14 protein-coding genes and 1 tRNA gene are annotated in these 16,265 nt (G+C 71.6%); 9 read left to right on the top strand and 6 right to left on the bottom strand.

Features of this window, described 5'->3' with window-relative positions; translation table 11 throughout:
* Positions 1–51: 51 nt before the first annotated feature.
* From FLV34_RS15635 to FLV34_RS15620, 4 genes are read left to right on the top strand one after another with little or no spacing between them, the layout of a single operon-like run.
* On the top strand, positions 52–1,002 hold the full coding sequence (locus tag FLV34_RS15635; RefSeq protein WP_147943437.1) for a phosphotransferase family protein: 951 nt from the start codon (positions 52–54) through the stop codon (positions 1,000–1,002).
* Positions 1,002–2,222 (top strand): acyl-CoA dehydrogenase family protein, encoded by a 1,221-nt coding sequence (locus FLV34_RS15630; RefSeq protein ID WP_142645917.1) that lies wholly within the window; start codon positions 1,002–1,004, stop codon positions 2,220–2,222. The genes FLV34_RS15635 and FLV34_RS15630 overlap by 1 nt, the downstream gene beginning before the upstream one ends.
* A gap of 6 nt (positions 2,223–2,228) precedes the next feature.
* A complete protein-coding gene (locus tag FLV34_RS15625) occupies positions 2,229–3,401 on the top strand; it encodes an acyl-CoA dehydrogenase family protein (RefSeq protein WP_142645916.1) in 1,173 nt (390 codons plus the stop codon).
* Positions 3,398–4,567, top strand: a complete 1,170-nt coding sequence (locus FLV34_RS15620; RefSeq protein ID WP_147943436.1) for an acyl-CoA dehydrogenase family protein — start codon at positions 3,398–3,400, stop codon at positions 4,565–4,567. The genes FLV34_RS15625 and FLV34_RS15620 overlap by 4 nt, the downstream gene beginning before the upstream one ends.
* 19 nt (positions 4,568–4,586) lie before the next feature.
* Here FLV34_RS15620 and FLV34_RS15615 read toward each other — a convergent pair whose 3' ends face one another.
* Entirely contained in the window at positions 4,587–5,147 is a 561-nt protein-coding gene (locus FLV34_RS15615) for a TetR/AcrR family transcriptional regulator (RefSeq protein ID WP_260617136.1), read from the bottom strand.
* Positions 5,148–5,424: 277 nt separating this feature from the next.
* Between FLV34_RS15615 and FLV34_RS15610 the strand changes: the two genes are divergently transcribed.
* Positions 5,425–6,192 carry a nuclease-related domain-containing protein gene (locus tag FLV34_RS15610; RefSeq protein WP_142645913.1) on the top strand — a complete coding sequence of 256 codons (768 nt, stop codon included), beginning with the start codon at positions 5,425–5,427 and terminating at the stop codon, positions 6,190–6,192.
* Between the two features lie 104 nt (positions 6,193–6,296).
* On the opposite strand, the gene FLV34_RS15605 is transcribed toward FLV34_RS15610, so the two are convergent.
* Both FLV34_RS15605 and FLV34_RS15600 read right to left on the bottom strand, forming a co-directional pair.
* Positions 6,297–7,652 carry a VWA domain-containing protein gene (locus FLV34_RS15605; protein WP_147943435.1) on the bottom strand — a complete coding sequence of 452 codons (1,356 nt, stop codon included), beginning with the start codon at positions 7,650–7,652 and terminating at the stop codon, positions 6,297–6,299.
* Complete coding sequence (locus FLV34_RS15600) at positions 7,649–8,497, bottom strand: MoxR family ATPase (protein ID WP_147943434.1); 849 nt, start codon at positions 8,495–8,497, stop codon at positions 7,649–7,651. The genes FLV34_RS15605 and FLV34_RS15600 overlap by 4 nt, the downstream gene beginning before the upstream one ends.
* An 88-nt stretch (positions 8,498–8,585) precedes the next feature.
* On the opposite strand from FLV34_RS15600, the gene FLV34_RS15595 reads away from it, so the two are divergent.
* Positions 8,586–8,662 (top strand) — tRNA-Lys (locus tag FLV34_RS15595).
* A 106-nt stretch (positions 8,663–8,768) separates the two neighbouring features.
* On the opposite strand, the gene FLV34_RS15590 is transcribed toward FLV34_RS15595, so the two are convergent.
* Positions 8,769–9,671, bottom strand: coding sequence for a helix-turn-helix transcriptional regulator (locus FLV34_RS15590; RefSeq protein ID WP_142645910.1), 903 nt, complete (start codon positions 9,669–9,671; stop codon positions 8,769–8,771).
* 101 nt (positions 9,672–9,772) lie between these two features.
* Between FLV34_RS15590 and FLV34_RS15585 the strand changes: the two genes are divergently transcribed.
* Positions 9,773–10,693 carry an oxidoreductase gene (locus tag FLV34_RS15585; protein WP_142645909.1) on the top strand — a complete coding sequence of 307 codons (921 nt, stop codon included), beginning with the start codon at positions 9,773–9,775 and terminating at the stop codon, positions 10,691–10,693.
* A gap of 109 nt (positions 10,694–10,802) precedes the next feature.
* On the opposite strand, the gene FLV34_RS15580 is transcribed toward FLV34_RS15585, so the two are convergent.
* On the bottom strand, positions 10,803–12,728 hold the full coding sequence (locus FLV34_RS15580) for a Xaa-Pro dipeptidyl-peptidase (protein WP_261985788.1): 1,926 nt from the start codon (positions 12,726–12,728) through the stop codon (positions 10,803–10,805).
* Positions 12,729–12,855: 127 nt separating this feature from the next.
* On the bottom strand, positions 12,856–14,391 hold the full coding sequence (locus FLV34_RS15575; protein WP_142645907.1) for a hypothetical protein: 1,536 nt from the start codon (positions 14,389–14,391) through the stop codon (positions 12,856–12,858).
* A gap of 56 nt (positions 14,392–14,447) precedes the next feature.
* On the opposite strand from FLV34_RS15575, the gene FLV34_RS15570 reads away from it, so the two are divergent.
* Positions 14,448–15,161 (top strand): TetR/AcrR family transcriptional regulator, encoded by a 714-nt coding sequence (locus FLV34_RS15570; RefSeq protein WP_147943432.1) that lies wholly within the window; start codon positions 14,448–14,450, stop codon positions 15,159–15,161.
* 65 nt (positions 15,162–15,226) lie between these two features.
* Positions 15,227–15,397, top strand: coding sequence for an Ig-like domain-containing protein (locus FLV34_RS43390; protein ID WP_147943431.1), 171 nt, complete (start codon positions 15,227–15,229; stop codon positions 15,395–15,397).
* Positions 15,398–16,265: the final 868 nt, after the last annotated feature.

The raw sequence follows: 16,265 nt of genomic DNA, 5'->3' as shown, positions 1-16,265 counted from the left end.
TTCACCGTGACCGTGTCGACATACATACCGTCTGGTCGGTACGCTGACGGGGTGACTCCTGACCCGCCGGGCCTCGACCTCACCCGCCTCGCCGAGCACCTCCAGCGCGAGGGCCTGACCGAAGGACCGCTCACCGCGGAGCTGATCGTGGGCGGCAAGTCCAACCTGACGTACGTCGTCGGGGACGGCACGAGCACGTACGTCGTGCGGCGGCCGCCGCTCGGGCACGTGCTGGCGACGGCGCACGACATGGGCCGTGAATATCGGGTCATGAGCGCGCTCAGGGACACCGGCGTCCCGGTGCCCCGCACCTACCATCTCTGCCGCGACCCGGAGGTCGTCGGCGCGCCCTTCTACGTCATGGAATACGTGGAGGGCGGGCAGCCGCAGCTCACCCCCGATCTCGCCCACGGGCTGGTGGACGTGCTGGCCGCGCTGCACTCGATCACCCCGGAGAGCGTGGGCCTCGGCGACTTCGGCAGGCCGGACGGCTTCCTGGAGCGCCAGGTCGCCCGGTGGAAGCGGCAGCTCGACGCCTCGCGCAGCCGCGAGGTGCCCGGCATCGACGACCTCTACGAGCGGCTCGCCCGCGACGTGCCCGCCTCCGGCGCGCCGGCGATCGTGCACGGCGACTTCAAGCTGGGCAACACGCTCATCGCCGATGACGAGGTGCGGGCCGTGCTCGACTGGGAGATGTCCACGCTCGGCGACCCGCTCACCGACCTGGCGCTGTTCCTCCTCTACGGCGAGTTCGCCTCGCTCGACCGGGGCGCGGCCGGGGACGCGCCGCCCAGCGCCGAGCTGAGCATGCACTACGAGGAGGCGGCCGGCCGCGACCTGTCCCGGCTCGGCTGGTACGTCGGCCTCGCCTGCTTCAAGCTCGCGGTGATCGCCGAGGGCATCCATTTCCGATACACACAGGGGCTCACGGTGGGGGAGGGCTTCGCCGAGGTCGGCGACCAGGTCGCCCCGATCGTCGCCCGCGGGCTGATGGAGGTCTGATGGACTTCGCGTTCGACGCGACCACGAACCGCTACCGCGATCGGCTGCTCGACTTCATGGACGAGTGCGTCTATCCGTCCGAGCACGCCTTCCACGAGCAGGCGGCCGGAAGCGGCTGGAGCCCGCCGCCGATGCTGGAGGACCTCAAGGCCGAGGCCCGCTCGCGCGGCCTGTGGAACCTCTTCCTCCCGCCGTCCGACACCCGGGGCGAGCACGGCGCCGGGCTGACCAACCTCCAGTACGCCCCGCTCGCGGAGATCATGGGCAGGTCGCCCGGCATCGCGCCGCCGGCCACCAACTGCGCCGCGCCCGACACCGGCAACATGGAGGTGCTGGCGGAGTTCGGCAGCGAGTGGCAGCGCAAGGAATACCTGGAGCCGCTGCTGGCCGGGGAGATCAGGTCGGCCTTCGCGATGACCGAGCCCGACGTCGCCTCCTCCGACGCGACGAACATCGCGACCTCCATCAGGAGGGACGGCGGGGAGTACGTCATCAACGGGCGCAAGTGGTTCATCACCGGCGCGATGAACCCGAACTGCAAGGTCTTCATCGTGATGGGCAAGACCGACCCCGAGGCGCCCAAGCACCGCCAGCAGAGCATGGTGCTCGTCCCGCGCGACACCCCCGGTCTCACCGTACGGCGCGGCATGACGGTCTTCGGCTACGACGACGCCGACCACGGCGGGCACGCCGAGGTGGTGTTCGAGGACGTACGGGTGCCGGTGGACAACCTCATCGGCGAGGAGGGCGGCGGGTTCGCCATCGCCCAGGCCCGGCTGGGGCCGGGCCGCATCCACCACTGCATGCGGCTCATCGGCATGGCCGAGCGGGCGGTGGAGCTGATGTGCCGCCGGGTGCTGGAGCGCGAGGCGTTCGGCAAGCCGCTGGCCCGGCAGGGCGTGATCCAGGACTGGATCGCCGAGTCGCGGGTGCGCATCGAGCAACTGCGCCTGCTGGTGCTGAAGACGGCCTGGCTGATGGACACGGTCGGCAACAAGGGCGCGCACACGGAGATCCAGGCCATCAAGATCGCCGGTCCGGCGACGGTGGAGTGGATCCTCGACAAGGCCATCCAGGCGCACGGCGCCGGCGGGATCAGCCAGGACTTCCCGCTGGCGGCGCTGTGGGCGGGCGCGCGGTCGCTGCGGTTCGCCGACGGCCCCGACGAGGTCCACAAGCGGTCGCTGGCCTACCGCGAGCTCAAGAAATACATGGGGTGATATTTCGTGGCATGGGATGAGGCGTCGGTCGCCGAGCGCGCCAGAGCCTTCCTCGCGGAGCACGACCCGGCGGCCATGGACCGCCTGGAGTTCCTGCGCGCCCGGTTCGACGCCGGGCTGGCCTGGGTGCACTTCCCGGAGGGCCTCGGCGGGCTCGGCGCGTCCAGGGACCTGCAGGCCGTGGTCGAGCGGGAGCTGAAGGGCACGCCCGACAACCGGCCGGGCCGGATCGGCATCGGCCTCGGCATGGCCGCCCCGACGATCCTCGCCTTCGGCACCGAGGAGCAGAAGAAGCGCTTCCTGCGCCCGCTGTGGACGGGCGAGGAGGTGTGGTGTCAGCTCTTCAGCGAGCCGGGGGCCGGTTCCGACCTCGCCACGCTGGCCACCCGCGCCGTACGCGAGGGCGACGAGTGGGTGGTGGACGGCCAGAAGGTGTGGACGTCGAGCGCGCACACCGCGCGCTGGGCCATCCTCGTGGCCCGCACCGACCCCGGCGTGCCCAAGCACCGTGGGCTGACCTACTTCGTGTGCGACATGCACGCCCCCGGCGTCGAGGTGCGCCCGTTGCGCCAGATCACCGGAGAGGCCGAGTTCAACGAGGTCTTCCTCACCGGGGTGCGGCTGCCCGACTCGCTGCGGCTGGGCGAGGTGGGCGACGGCTGGAGGGTCGCGCAGACCACCCTCATGAACGAACGGGTCGCCATCGGCGGCACGCCGACCCGGCGCACGATGATGGGCGTCGTCGCCGAGACCTGGCGCTCCCGGCCCGAGCTGCGCACCCACGACCTGCACCAGCGGCTGCTCAAGCTCTGGGTGGACACGGAGGTCATGCGGCTGACCGCCGTACGGCTGCGCGAGCAGCTCGCCGCCGGGCATCCGGGGCCGGAGGGATCGGGCATGAAGCTGGCCTTCGCCCGGCTGCACCAGGAGCTGTCGGGCCTGGAGGTCGAGCTGCTGCGCGAGGACGGCCTGGCCTACGACGACTGGACGTTCCGCCGCCCCGACACGGTCGACTTCGTCGGCCGCGAGGCGGGCTACCGCTACCTGCGCGCCAAGGGCAACTCGATCGAGGGCGGCACCTCCGAGATCCTGCGCAACATCATCGCCGAACGCGTTCTCGGCCTGCCCGCCGAGCCGCGCGCCGACAAGGACGTCGCCTGGAAGGACCTCCCCCGATGACGCTGCTGTACACGGAGGTGGAGGAGGAGCTGCGGGCCGCCGTCCGCGACCTGCTCACCGACACCTGCCCGCCGTCCGCCGTGCTCGACCGGGCCGGCTCGGCCGCCGCGGGCGGCACGCCGTACGACGCGGAGCTGTGGAAGGCGCTCGCCCGCGACATCGGCGTGGCCGGGCTGCTGGTCCCCGAGGAGCTCGGCGGCGCGGGCGCCTCGGCGCGGGAGGCGGCCGTCGTGCTGGAGGAGCTGGGCCGGGCCGTCGCTCCCGTGCCGTTCCTCAGCAGCGCCGTCCTCGCCACCCAGGCATTGCTTGTGGCGGGGGGAGAGGTGGCCGGTGAGCTGCTGGGACGCCTGGCGACCGGTGAGGCGACCGCCGCGCTCGCGGTGTCGTTCGCCGCCTCGCCGTACGCGCCGCCGGCCCCGGTGGCGTCCCTCGGCGAGGACGGCACGGTCACCGGCACGGTCACGGGGGTGATCGGCGCGGAGGCCGCCGACGTCCTGCTCGTCCCGGTGCGGCTCGCGCAGGGCGTGGGGCTGTGCGCGGTCGAGACGTCGCCCACCGTCCAGGGGAGCGCCGAGGAGGCCGTCCGGGTGACGACGGTCACCTCGCTCGACCTGACCCGGCCCATCGCGACCGTCGAGTTCGCGTCGGCCCCGGCGCGGATCGTCGCGCGGGCGGAGGGGCTGGAGCTGCCGTGGGTGTGGGAGGCCCTGGCGCGCGGCGCCGGCCTGCTCGCCTCCGAACAGCTCGGCGTCGCCGAGTGGTGCCTCACCACCACGGTCGCGTACGTGAAGGAGCGCAGGCAGTTCGCCCGTCCCGTGGGGTCGTTCCAGGCGGTCAAGCACCGGCTGGCCGACCTGTGGCTGGAGGTCGTGGGGGCCAGGGCGGCGGCCCGCAACGCGGCGGCCCTGCTGGCGGAGGCGCCCGCCGCGGGACCGCTCGGCGACGAGGCGGCCGTGGCGGTCGCGGTGGCGCAGGCCCACTGCGGGGCGGGCGCGGGGCACGCCGCGGAGGAGTGCGTGCAGCTTCACGGCGGCATCGGGATGACCTGGGAGCACCCCGCGCATCTTTATCTCAAGCGGGCCAAGGCCGATCAGATCGGGCTGGGCACGCCGGGCGACCACCGCGACGCGCTCGCCGGCCCGGCGGACCTCCCCGCGCCCATGTGAGCCGTGGTGCCGGGCGTGATCAGGGTCGCAGCGAGTTGAGCAGGAGGTCGGCGAAGTGGCGGCCGACCTCCTGGCCGGTCAGCGGGCCGTCCGGGTGATACCAGGTGCCGAGGTGGTGGACCGAGCCGAAGAAGAAGTCGACCACCATCTCGGCGGGGATGTCGTCGCGGAAGACGCCGTCGCGCTGCCCCTCGACCACGAGGTCGCGGAACCGCTCGTGATAGCGCCGCCGTTCGGCCCGCACGCTCTTGTACGTCTCCGGCGCGAGCTGGTGCATCGACCTGAAGAAGATCTTGGAGTCGTCGAGGTTGTCGACCGTGGTCACCACCACGTCCGTCGCGGCGGCGTGCAGCCGCTCGGCCACCGGGCCCTCCGCGTCGGCGAACCGGTTGAGGCGCTCCATCTGCAGGCGCAGCACCCGGGCGTAGATCTCGTGGAGCAGGTCGTCCTTGGAATCGAAGTAGTGATACATGGCGCCCTTGGTGACGCCGGCGGCCGCGACGATCTCCTGCACCGACGTGCTCTCGAAACCCCGCTGGGCGAACAGCCGGGTGGCCTCGGCGAGCAGGCGCTGCCGCACCGGCTCCTCCAGGGACCCGTTCGCGCGGTCCCCCGTTGCGCGGCGTTCTCCGGCGGCGCTGCGCTCTCGGGCTGCGCTGTGTTGTCGGGCTGCGCTGTGCTCCCTGGCTGCGCGGCGGGCCATTGCCGACCTCCTCTGTCTCTCAAGTCAAGCATACCGACTGGTCGGTCAAGTGTCGGCACTGGCGTAATTGCGCTACTTCCCTCACCTTAGGAGGGTTGGGATTCCCGCTCGGGTATCCCGGAGAAAGCCGCATGCCTAGTGTGGGGGGTTTCGCGTGCCCAGTGGGTCCATTTACGTCCCGAAGGATGAGAAGTTCACGGGCGCATCGCCGCAGAACCTGTACGAGACGTTCTGGTTCGCCGGACGCAAGAACCGCATCCGGGTGCGGGCCGCCGTCGCCTTCGCGGGGTTCGTCATCGGCAACCTGGTGGGCCCGCGGTTCGGCCTGAACATGTTCGCCGCCGGTGTCGGCCTGGGCGTCCTCGCGGGCGGCACCGACCTGTTCATCGCCTGGCGCCTGCACGAGCGTACGGCCGTGTGGCGGGGCAAGCGCCGTGGCGAAGTGCGCACCGGGCGGCTGCTGCGGTTCGCACTGCGCCGGCACGGCTATCGCGTGATGGACGGCCGGGCCGTCCCCGGCGAGGCGTCGATCGACCACCTCGTCATCGGGCCGGGCGGCATCTGGATCGTGGACAACGAGGCGTGGTCGCCCGACACCCTGATCGCGCGCTACGGCGAGCGGCTGTTCTTCGACGAGAAGTTCGGCACCTCGGTCGCCAAGGGGCTCATCTCCGCCGCCGGGTCGATGGCCGGGCTGCTGACCAAGGAGACCGGCATCGAGGTCTCCATCGACCCGGTGCTCGCCGTACACGGCGGGAAGATCAAGGCCAGGGGCGGCGTGCTGCACGGCGAGGGGCTGACCGTCGCCTACCCGTGGAGGGTCGCCCGCTGGATCCGCGCGCACGGGTCCGGGACGTTCACCGAGGAGCAGATCGAACTGCTGGCCCGTACGGCGGCCCGCATCCTGCGCCGCATGAGCTGAGCCGAGCCGAGCTGAGCCGGGCGGCCCGCGGCCGTGTCGATTCGGGCGAAGGGAATCGACTCGGGCCGGTGTCTCTCAGGCCGTGTCCGTCAGGCAGGCGTCTCTCAGGCCAGTGTCTCGACGAAGGCGGCGAGCTGGGCGACGTTGCGGCACTCGTGCATGGGCACGACCGAGCCGTACGCCGTGGCGAGGGAGTCCCCGGTGTCCCACTGGGCCCGGGGCTCCGGGTTGAGCCAGTAGGCGTGCCTGGCCTGCCCGGCCAGCCGCTTCAGCGTGCCCAGCGCCGGCACCTGATAGTTCGACCTGGCGTCGCCGAGGATCAGCAGCGACGTCCGGGGGCCGACGGCGTCGGGGAAGCGTTCGGCGAAGCGCTCGAAGACGTGGCCATAGTCGGTGCGGCCGAACCTGACGATGTCGGCCTCGTCGGTGAGGCGGCCGATGGCGTCCAGCACGTCCGCGCCCGGGGCGAACAGGTCCGTGATCTCGTCCACGGTGTCCACGAACGCGAACGCCCGCACCTTGGTGAACTGCTCCCGGAGTGCGAACGTCAGCAGCAGAGTGAAGTGCGAGAACGTGGAGACCGAGTCGCTGGCGTCGCACAGCACCACCAGCTCGGGCCGGTGCGGGCGGGGCGGGCGCAGGTGCGTGGTGAGCGGCACCCCGCCCGTGGACAGCGAGGCCCGCACCGTACGCCGGAAGTCGAGCCGCCCGCGCCGCCCCCGCTTCTGCCGGATCGACAGCCGCGTGGCCAGGCGGCGGGCGAGGGGATAGACCTCCCGGCGCAGCCGGGCCAGCTCCTCCTTGGTCGCGCGCAGGAAGTCGACCCGGTCGATCGGCGGCCGGACCGTCGACCTGGCGATCTTCTCGACGCCCGACTCCTCGGCGATCCTGCGGCGTACGTCGGAGGCCACCGCCTCGGTGAAGGCTTCGATGGTCCGAGAGATGTGTCGTCTGGCGACCTTCTCCGGCAGGCCGCCGCGCTCGTCGAGCATGGCCGCCAGCATCCGGGCCACCAGCGTCTCCGGCGACAGCGCGCGCAGCACCGGGAAGGAGAACCACGACTGCCTGCCGGGCGCCGCCTGGACCTGCCCGAACCGTCCGACCATCGCCCGCGCGAACTCCCGGAACGCGGGTTCGGCCGGGTCGCCCATCAGCAGCTCCGCCAGCCGCTCACGCAGCTCCGGCAGCGCGGCGTCGTCGGGGACGTCCGTGCTCGCGGCCGGACCGGTCACCGGCGGGAACCACAGGTCGAAGAGCAGGTCGAACCCCGGCCGGTGGGCGGGCCGCTTCACCAGCGTCGCGGCGTACGCCTCGCGCAGCGTCTCCCGCTCGGCCAGGTCGATGACCATGAGCGCGTGGGCCGCGTCCAGGCCCTCGGCCGGGGAGACCGGCAGCCCGGCCTCCCGCAGGGCGTGGACGAATCCCACGTGCCGGTCCACGAGGGACGCCGGAGCCGTCATGACCGGGACGGCAGGCCGAGCTCCTTGGCGGCCCGCACCTGGTCGGAGTTGTGCTTGAGCACCACGCCCAGCGTCGCGCCGATCAGCGCCTCGTCCAGCTCCGTGCGGCCCAGCGCGAGCAGGGTGTGCGCCCAGTCGACGGTCTCCGCGATCGACGGCGACTTCTTCAGCTCCAGCCCCCGCAGCGTGGCCACCGTACGGGCGAGCTGGTCGGCGATGCTCGCGGGCAGCCCGGGGATCTGCGCGAGCAGGATGTCGCGCTCTCGTTCCGGCGTGGGGTAGCCGAGGTGGAGATAGAGGCAGCGCCGCTTGAGCGCCTCCGACAGCTCGCGGGTCGCGTTCGAGGTCAGCACGACGTACGGCCGGCGCGCGGCGGTGATCGTGCCCAGCTCGGGGATCGTGATCTGGTAGTCGGACAGGATCTCCAGCAGCAGCCCCTCGACCTCGACATCGGCCTTGTCGGTCTCGTCGATGAGCAGCACGGTGGGCTCCTCGCTCCTGATCGCCCGCAGGAGGGGGCGTTCGAGCAGGAACTCCTCGGAGAAGATGTCGTCCCAGGCGCCGTCGTCGGCCTGGATGCGCAGCAGTTGCTTCTTGTAGTTCCACTCGTACAGGGCACGCGCCTCGTCCAGGCCCTCGTAGCACTGCAGGCGGATGAGCCGCGCGCCGGTGGCCCGCGCCACGGCCTTGGCGAGCTGGGTCTTGCCCACCCCCGCCGGGCCCTCGGCCAGCAGCGGCTTGCCCAGCGCCCCGGCCAGGAACACCGATGTCGCGATGCCGTCGTCGGCAAGGTAGTCGACGGCCGCCAGCCGCCCCCGGACCTCGTCAGGCGAGGCGAACCACATGTGCGCTCCCAACCGCTGAACCGAATGTTGTTCTACTCTAACCGGATTTTGTCTGATCTGGCCGCTGCGGTAACCTCTAAGAGCTTTCGCGCCGCTAGCTCAGTTGGTTAGAGCAGCTGACTCTTAATCAGCGGGTCCGGGGTTCGAGTCCCTGGCGGCGCACCAGCGAGAAACCCCAGGTCGGCATCGTCGGCCTGGGGTTTCTGCTGTCGCGGGCGGCGGCCTGGCGATCCTCCTGGGGTTCTTCCTGCTGCTGATCGCCGCCACCCTGCTATCGAGCGGCTGACGGCCGCGGGGTTCCCTCGGCCCGGGCCTTCCCCGCCGCCGAGGTGGCGTACAGGGACGCGAGCAACTGGAGGCGTTCGGCGTCCGCGCTGCCGGGCTCGGCGGTGTGGACGAGCAGGACCGGCCCGGGATCGCCGGGCAGGGGATAGACGTCCCAGTCGAGGGTGATGTCGCCGACCTGCGGGTGCCGGAACAGCTTCGTCCCGTGGACGGTCTCACGCACCTCGTGGCGGGCCCAGAGCCGGCGGAAGTCCGCGCTGCGGATGCTCAGCTCGCCGATGACCTCCCGGGCGCGCGGATGGTCCGGGTCGGTCGCGACGGCGGCCCGCAGCATGCCGATGTACTGCAGGGCGGTGGCCTCCCAGTCGGGGCAGCGCCCACGGGCCCCGGGGTCCTCGAACAACGCCATGAGCAGGTTCCGCCGCCCCGGCGGCAGGGTGTCCGGATCGCCGAGCAGTGCCTCGGCGAGGGTGTTCCACGCGAGCACGTCGAGGTGCCGGCCGAGCACGACCGCCGGGGTGGCAATGACGTGCAGCAGGCGCCGGGTGCTGTCCGGCACGCGTTCCGGCGCCCGGCGGGTGCGGACGGCAGCCGGCCGCCGCGCCGCCCGGGCGAGGGTGAACAGGTGCCGCCGTTCCTCGTCGTCGAGGTCGAGCGCGGAGGCGATGGCGTCGAGCACGTCGTCGGAGGGCCGCACTTCACGGCCCTGCTCCATGCGCTGGTAGTAATCGGTGCTCAGCCCGGCCAGCAGCGCGACCTCCTCGCGCCGCAGCCCGGTCACCTTGCGCCGGGGCCCCGGCTCCAGGCCGACGTCCTGCGGGCGCAGCCGACCGCGGCGGGTACGCAGGAAGTCGCCGAGCTCACGGGCGTACGGGTGGTTGACGGCCATGCCGACAGTCTGCCGCCGTGGTCCGCGCCCAAGGTAGGTCTGTGGTTCCCAGGCACCCGCGTACGACCGAATCCCGGCGATCCCGTCCTAGCGTCGCCGCCATGAGCGAATGGAACGCCAGTCACATCCCCGGCCAGCAGGGCCGGGTCGCCGTCGTCACCGGCGCGAACTCGGGGCTCGGCCTGGTCACCGCGACCGAGCTCGCCCGGCACGGCGCCCACGTCGTGATGGCCGTACGCAACACCGCCGCGGGCGAGCGGGAGGCCGAGACGATCCGGCGCTCCGCGCCCGGGGCCGAGATCGAGGTGCGGGAGCTCGACCTGGCCTCGCTCGCGTCGGTGCACGCGTTCGCGAAGGACCTCGCCGCGGACTTCCCGGCGATCGACCTGCTGGTCAACAACGCGGGCGTGGTCCTCCTCGGCCCCGCCCGCACGACGGCCGACGGGTTCGAGCTCCAGCTCGGCACCAACATGCTGGGCCACTTCGCCCTCACCGGCCTGCTGCTCGGCAACCTCGGCCGGGCGGACGCGGCACGGGTGGTCGGCCTCAGCTCGATCACCCACAAGAACGCCCACCTCGACTTCGACGACCTGATGTCGCGGCGCGACTTCGGCGCGAGCCGCGCGTACGGCCGCTCCAAGCTCGCCACCACCGTCTTCGGCCTCGAACTCGACCGCCGCCTGCGCGCCGCGGGTTCACCGGTCGTGAGCGTCCTCGCCCACCCCGGGCTGTCCAGAAGCAATCTCACTCCCCGGGCCTGGGAGCATCGCGGCCGGCTCGGCCGGATCATTGCCCGAGCCGGGCTGCTGGTGACGCAGCCCGCCGAGCGGGGGGCGCTGCCCCAGCTCTTCGCCGCCACCGCCCCCGGCGTACGCGGCGGTCAGTTCTTCGGACCGTCCGGCCCCTGGGAGACGCGCGGCCGGGTCGTGGAGGTCCGCCCCAGCGCGGAGGCGGCCGACCCGAGCGTCGGCCGCCGCCTCTGGACCACCGCCGAGTCCCTGACCGGCGTCACCTATCTCTGACCCCGCGTCCTGGCTTCCCGTCGGCATGACGCTGGATCTACGCTGAACCCGCTCGTACGGCGGCGCCGGGACGGGGGTCCCGGCGCCGCGTCACCAGACGGTCAGGGGATCAGTAGAGCTTGTTGTCCGGCACCGGCAGGTCGATCTGCTGGGGACCGTGCCAGGTGCCCTTGTCCTTGGGAATGTCGCCGCCGTTCAGCGCGTGGCCCACGCCGAGCACGAGCGGAATCTCCACCCGGCTCTTGTGCAGGTCGACGGTGACGGTGGTGCCGGTGGCCCGCTCGCCGCTGTAGTTCGAGTCGGTGCCGGCGATCACCAGCCCGATCCTGTGGCCCTTCTTGAAGACGTACTCCTGCGGCAGCGTCTTCCACTTGACCTGCGCGTACGTGCCGGGGGTCAGCGGCGAGGACTCGGAGAGCGAGTCGCGGTTCTGCGCGTCGATCCAGCCGCGGGCCACGACCTCCAGCGGCCGTGTGGCCAGGTTGGTGGCGACCTTCTTGTAGCAGGCGTCGTCGTCGGCGGTGCTGTCGCCGTGGCAGTCCTCTTCGGCGAGGGTGGTGATGCCCTGTCCACGGCGCCAGTCGACCCGGGTGTCCTCGCCGAAGTCGACGAGAAGCGCGGTCAGGTTCGAGGTCGGCGTGTCGAGCGAGACCCGCAGGTCCACCTCGGGCGTGCCCGACATACGCAGGTCGCGCGGCAGCTCGCCGGTGGTGAAGGCGATCCGTCCGGGCTTGGCCGTGCCGACATCGGCGACCATCGCGTCCTCCGACTGGCGGACGTCGGTGAAGCTCGCGGTCTCGCCGTTCTTGCCGGGCTTGAGGTTCAGCGAACCGTCGGCGGACGGACGGAAGAAGTGGGTCGAGGCGGCAGGTGTCGGCCAGTCGCTCTGGGTGACCCAATCGGCCGGGCCGACCTGCACGTCGGCGCGCGGCTCCCGCATGATCCCGTTGTTCACGCCGAGCAGCCAGTAGTCGAACCACCGGTGCAGCGTGTCGACCCACAGGTCGCGGCGCCCTTCGAAGTCGAAGGGGTCCACGTGCTGATACTGGCCGACCCAGATCTTGCGCGGCACGTTCCGCTCGGCGAGCGCCTGCCACCACACCGAGAAGTTGTCGGGCTTGACGTTCAGGTCGTTGACCGTGTGCACGACGAAGACGCTGGCGTGCACCTTCGAGGCGTCGCCGAGCGACCCGGCGACGTAGTCGCGCTCGGCCCAGAAGCCGTTGTAGTTGCCCGTGGTGTCGTCGGCGTCGACGTCGAGCTGGGCCCGCTTGGCCGCGCACTTGGCGGCCGGGTCGGTGTCGACGGCCCGGGACAGGTACGACATGTAGTTGAAGTTGTAGATGACGCCGTTGGAGCGCTGGTACTTGTACCAGGAGCTGATGGCGGAGATCGGGACGATCGTCTCCAGGCCCTCGACCCCGGTCGCCGCGACCGCGTTGGCCAGCGTGCCGTCGTACGACTTGCCGATCATGCCGGCCTTGCCGGTGCTCCAGTCGGCCACGGCGGGGGAGCCGTCGTCGTGGAAGGCGGGGGCGCGGCCGTTCAGCCAGTCGATGACCGCCTTGCCGCCCAGCACGTCGGCCCTGCCGCCGACGTCCGGGCAGCCGTCGGACTTCGTGGTGCCGACCATGTCGACGTTGAGCACGGCGTATCCGCGCGGCACGAAGTAGTTGTCGTAGAACAGCGGGAACTTCACGGGCTCGCCCGCCGCGTCGTACACCTTGCGCTCGGACTCGTTGCCGCGCCCGGAGTTGTCGTAGTAGGGGCTCTCGTCGATGATCGTCGGCACCTTGAGCCCGGGGCCCGACTCCCTGGGCCGGATGATGTCGACCCTGACCCGGTCGAGGCGGCCGTCGGAGTCGCTGTCGACGCTCGACTCGACGTAGACGTGCTCGCGGATGGCGTCGGCGTAGGAGAAGACCGGTTGGGTGCGTCCCTTGTCGACGGTGATGGCCGGACCGGTGGCCGCGTGGGCCGGGACCGCGCCGATCGCGGCCACGGCGACCGCGGCGATGGCTGCTCGTAACAGCACGGAGAGCCTCCAGAGGGGGTGTGGAAATCCCCCGCAAATCTCCATGCGTGCCGGTTTGCCGACAAGATCCCTTTATGCGATCGACATCACCTTGATCCTGCTGTGTGACAGAAGTGGTTCACGGGGGTCAGGGGGCGTTGTGAGATCGCGGCCGGTTCATCGGGCTGACGAACACCGGCGTGCCGGAGACGGCCAGGCACAGCCGCCGGTCGCGGACCTCGACGGGGTGCGGCTCGCCGAACGCGTCCACGGCGGTCGCGGCGGACGCCGGCCAGGGCCAGGAGACGGCGACGGGCGGCAGATCCTCCTCGTCGACCGCGCCCCGCCCGTCCCACAGCACGAGCAGCGGCTCCTGTCCGGCACGCTCGACCTCGAACGCGTACAGGCCGGGCGCGTCGGCGAACGGGACGCGGGTCACCCGCCGGGCGTCCGCGAGCTGCGCCGTGAGCAGGGCGAAGGTGTCCGCCGCCGGGTGCCGTACGGCGAGCTCGCCGTCCCGGTAGCCGAGCATGGCGAGCTTGCCGAACATCAGATGCATGATCTGCAGCGGATCGGCCGGGCCGGGCACCTCGGGCGCGAGGTTCCAGTAGAGGGTGCGGCGGACCCCGGCGGCGAGCGCCTGCAGGGTGCACGCGACCAGTTGGCGGCAGTTGATCCGGTGTCGCCGGGCCTCCAGCTCGGGCGGGCACCCCTCCATGAACATCTGCAGCCGGGGCGGGAGCTGCGGCATCCGGGCGTACAACGCGGCCATGGCCCGCCGCTCGGGGGTGTCCTGCCGCGCCCTCGCGGCCAGTTCTCTCGTGCTCTGCACGGCTGGCTGGCTCGTGCTCTGCACGGCTGGCTGGCTCGTGCTCTGCACCTGCCCGCCCGCGTCGGCGAACGCCTTGGCGAACACCTCGTACATCACGGCCTGCGCTTCGGGGAACTCGAACGGCACGGGCGCGGCGTACTCGCCCGCCACCACCGGCCGGAGACAGCCGTGCGCCCGCATCAGCTCCCGTACGGCCTCGATGTGGGCGGGGACCGCGGCGGCATCACCGTAAAGGTGCACGTCGAACAGGTCGAAGGCGTCCCGGCCGCCGCGCAGCACCTGCTCGAAGAAGCGCCACGGCTCGCTTCCCGGCTCCCCGCCGAGCACGTCGTAGCCGCACCCGCCGAGCACCACGGCGGCCGCGGGGTCGGCCTCCTTGACCGCGGCGTACATGACCTTGAGCTGCGCGACGTACTCGTCGGCGGTGCCCGCCCACAGCAGGTCGGTGTTGCTCGGCTCGTTGTCGCACTGCCAGTAGTGCACCCGCCCGGCGCAGCGCCGCACCACCCGGCGGACGAACTCGGCGTACGCGTCCAGGTCGAGCGCGGGGGAGGGCGGCAGGAAGTCGGTCGGCGTCCGGGTCGCCCAGGGGGAGCTGGAGCACAGCGTGATCCAGACCTCCTCGTCGCCGTCGAGCTGGCCGAGCAGCGCGTCGACCACGTCCCAGCGGTAGTGGCCCGGCTCGGGCTCGACCTGGCTCCAGTAGACGTACGCCCGGAGGATCCCGGCCCCGAGCGACCGGGCCTGGGGGATGAACGTGCCGGGCGGGCCGAACAGGCCGTAGCTGACGCCCCTCACCACGCCCAGCCGGATCCCCTGGGGTTCGTACGCGTCGGTCGTCTCCTGTGCCATCGGTGCCTCCGTAAGTTTATGACGTACACATAGAGTGTATGTTGTAAACTTACGGCATGGGAGAGGGAGAGACGGACGAGTTCCCGCTGATCTGGACCCGGCCACAACCGCGCAGGCGCGGGCTGGACCGGGAGAAGGTCGTGGCGGCGGCGATCGGCGTGGCCGACGAGGCCGGGCTCGACGGCCTGACGATGAAGGCGGTCGCCGCCCGGCTCGGGCCTTACTCGCCGATGGCCCTCTATCGGCACGTGCACAGCAAGGAGGGCCTGTTCGACCTCATGCTCGACGCGGCCACGGCCGAGATCCCGCTGCCCGCCGAGCCCGGCGGCGACTGGCGTGACGACCTGCGCACGCTCGCCCTGGAGACCCGGCGGATGACGTCGCGGCATCCCTGGTTCGCCATGCTGGTCCACGCGCGCCCTCCGGCAGGCCCGCACATGATGCGCCGGCTGGAGTTCATGCTCACCGTCCTCGTACGGCAGGGCGCAAGCGTCGGCGACGCGATGACCTACGCGGCGCTGCTCGATCGGCACGTCCTGGGCAGCGCGCTGCAGGACAGCGAGGAGGCCCGTCAGGAGCGGCATCAGGGCCTGGACGACGACGCCCGGCTCTATGCCGCCATCGCGGCGCTGCGCGACCTGGCCGCCGCCGACGGAAGCCTGCCCCACCTCACGGAATGGCTCACCCATCCGGCCGGTCCCACGCCGGAGGAACGCTTCGTGATCGGGCTCGACTTCGTCCTCGACGGGATCGCGCGCAGGCTGCCGTAATCGGGGCCGCGCCCGAAAACCGAGATCACGAAAACCTTTTCGCACGCTCCGCGCCGCTCTGATTTGTGCTGCCAAGGCAACCCGGCACCGTCGCCGCCACCTGCAACGACGGCTCGAAGGACAGCCGGGTGGCGGTGACCTGGGACGCGACCGATCCCGAGCGGTACGCCGCCCCGGGCACGTTCACCGTCACCGGGCACGTGACCGGGTGCTCTCCCACTCCAGCGCACCCTTGACGACCTTCGGCCGCCAGCCGCGGATTGGCCTGCCGGTCTCCAGCGACCTCGTGGTCGCCTTCAGCAGCGCCAGATAGGACGGCCACACGACGTCGCCCTCCAGGGTGAGGCCGTCCTCGTTGAAGAACTCGCCCGTCTTCCCCGTACGCGTGTCGATGAAGAGGTTGCCGCCGTCGATGGCGTAGGCGAAGGGGGATCAGGTGGCCGTCCCGCCAATACCCGTCGGGGCCGATGTAGCAGAGCATCTTCCACTCGCTGTGGATCTGCTTGGCGGGCATCAGCTCATAGAAGGGGGCGGGGCCGAACCCCAACGAACCGGCAGCTCCTCGGTCGTCGGCTTCTCCGGGGTCGGCTCCTCCGTCGGCGTCGGGCAGGCGGCGGCCGTCGTTCGCCTCCCACCCGGCGAGGTTCTGCGGGTCGGCGCCGAACTTGAGCTTCCGCAGCGTGGCCGAGGCGTGCGCGCCCGGCCAGCGTTCGATGCGGTCCCACGCCTGGTTCACCCGCGCCGCGATCGCCGGATCGGGCGTACGCGGGGTGTAGGTGGGCTCGTCGCTTGGGAAGCCGGGGTCCTGCGGGATGTCGGGGGTGAGCTTCGCCTCGTCGTCCCACTGCACCGGCGGGCACCCGATGCTCTTCGCCTCCTCGGGGGTGAGGGCGTTGGCCTTCATCTCGGCTTCGAACTCGGGATCGCCGCAGGACATCGACGCGACGGCGCCCATCGATGTGGAGATGCACAGCACCGAATGCACCGTGAGATCCGGCTCGCCGGCGAGCCCTCCCAGCACAAGCACGCTCACGAGCGCCGGCCACACGACACGCCGCGATCTGATCACCGGCGCACTGTATCGATCTTGACCGACAGACCTCA

Origin of the sequence: Microbispora sp. CSR-4 (assembly GCF_008033685.1) — a bacterium.
Lineage (GTDB): Bacteria > Actinomycetota > Actinomycetes > Streptosporangiales > Streptosporangiaceae > Microbispora.
Note: the sequence above shows the minus strand (reverse complement) of the source record. Positions and strands in the feature narration are given on the sequence as shown.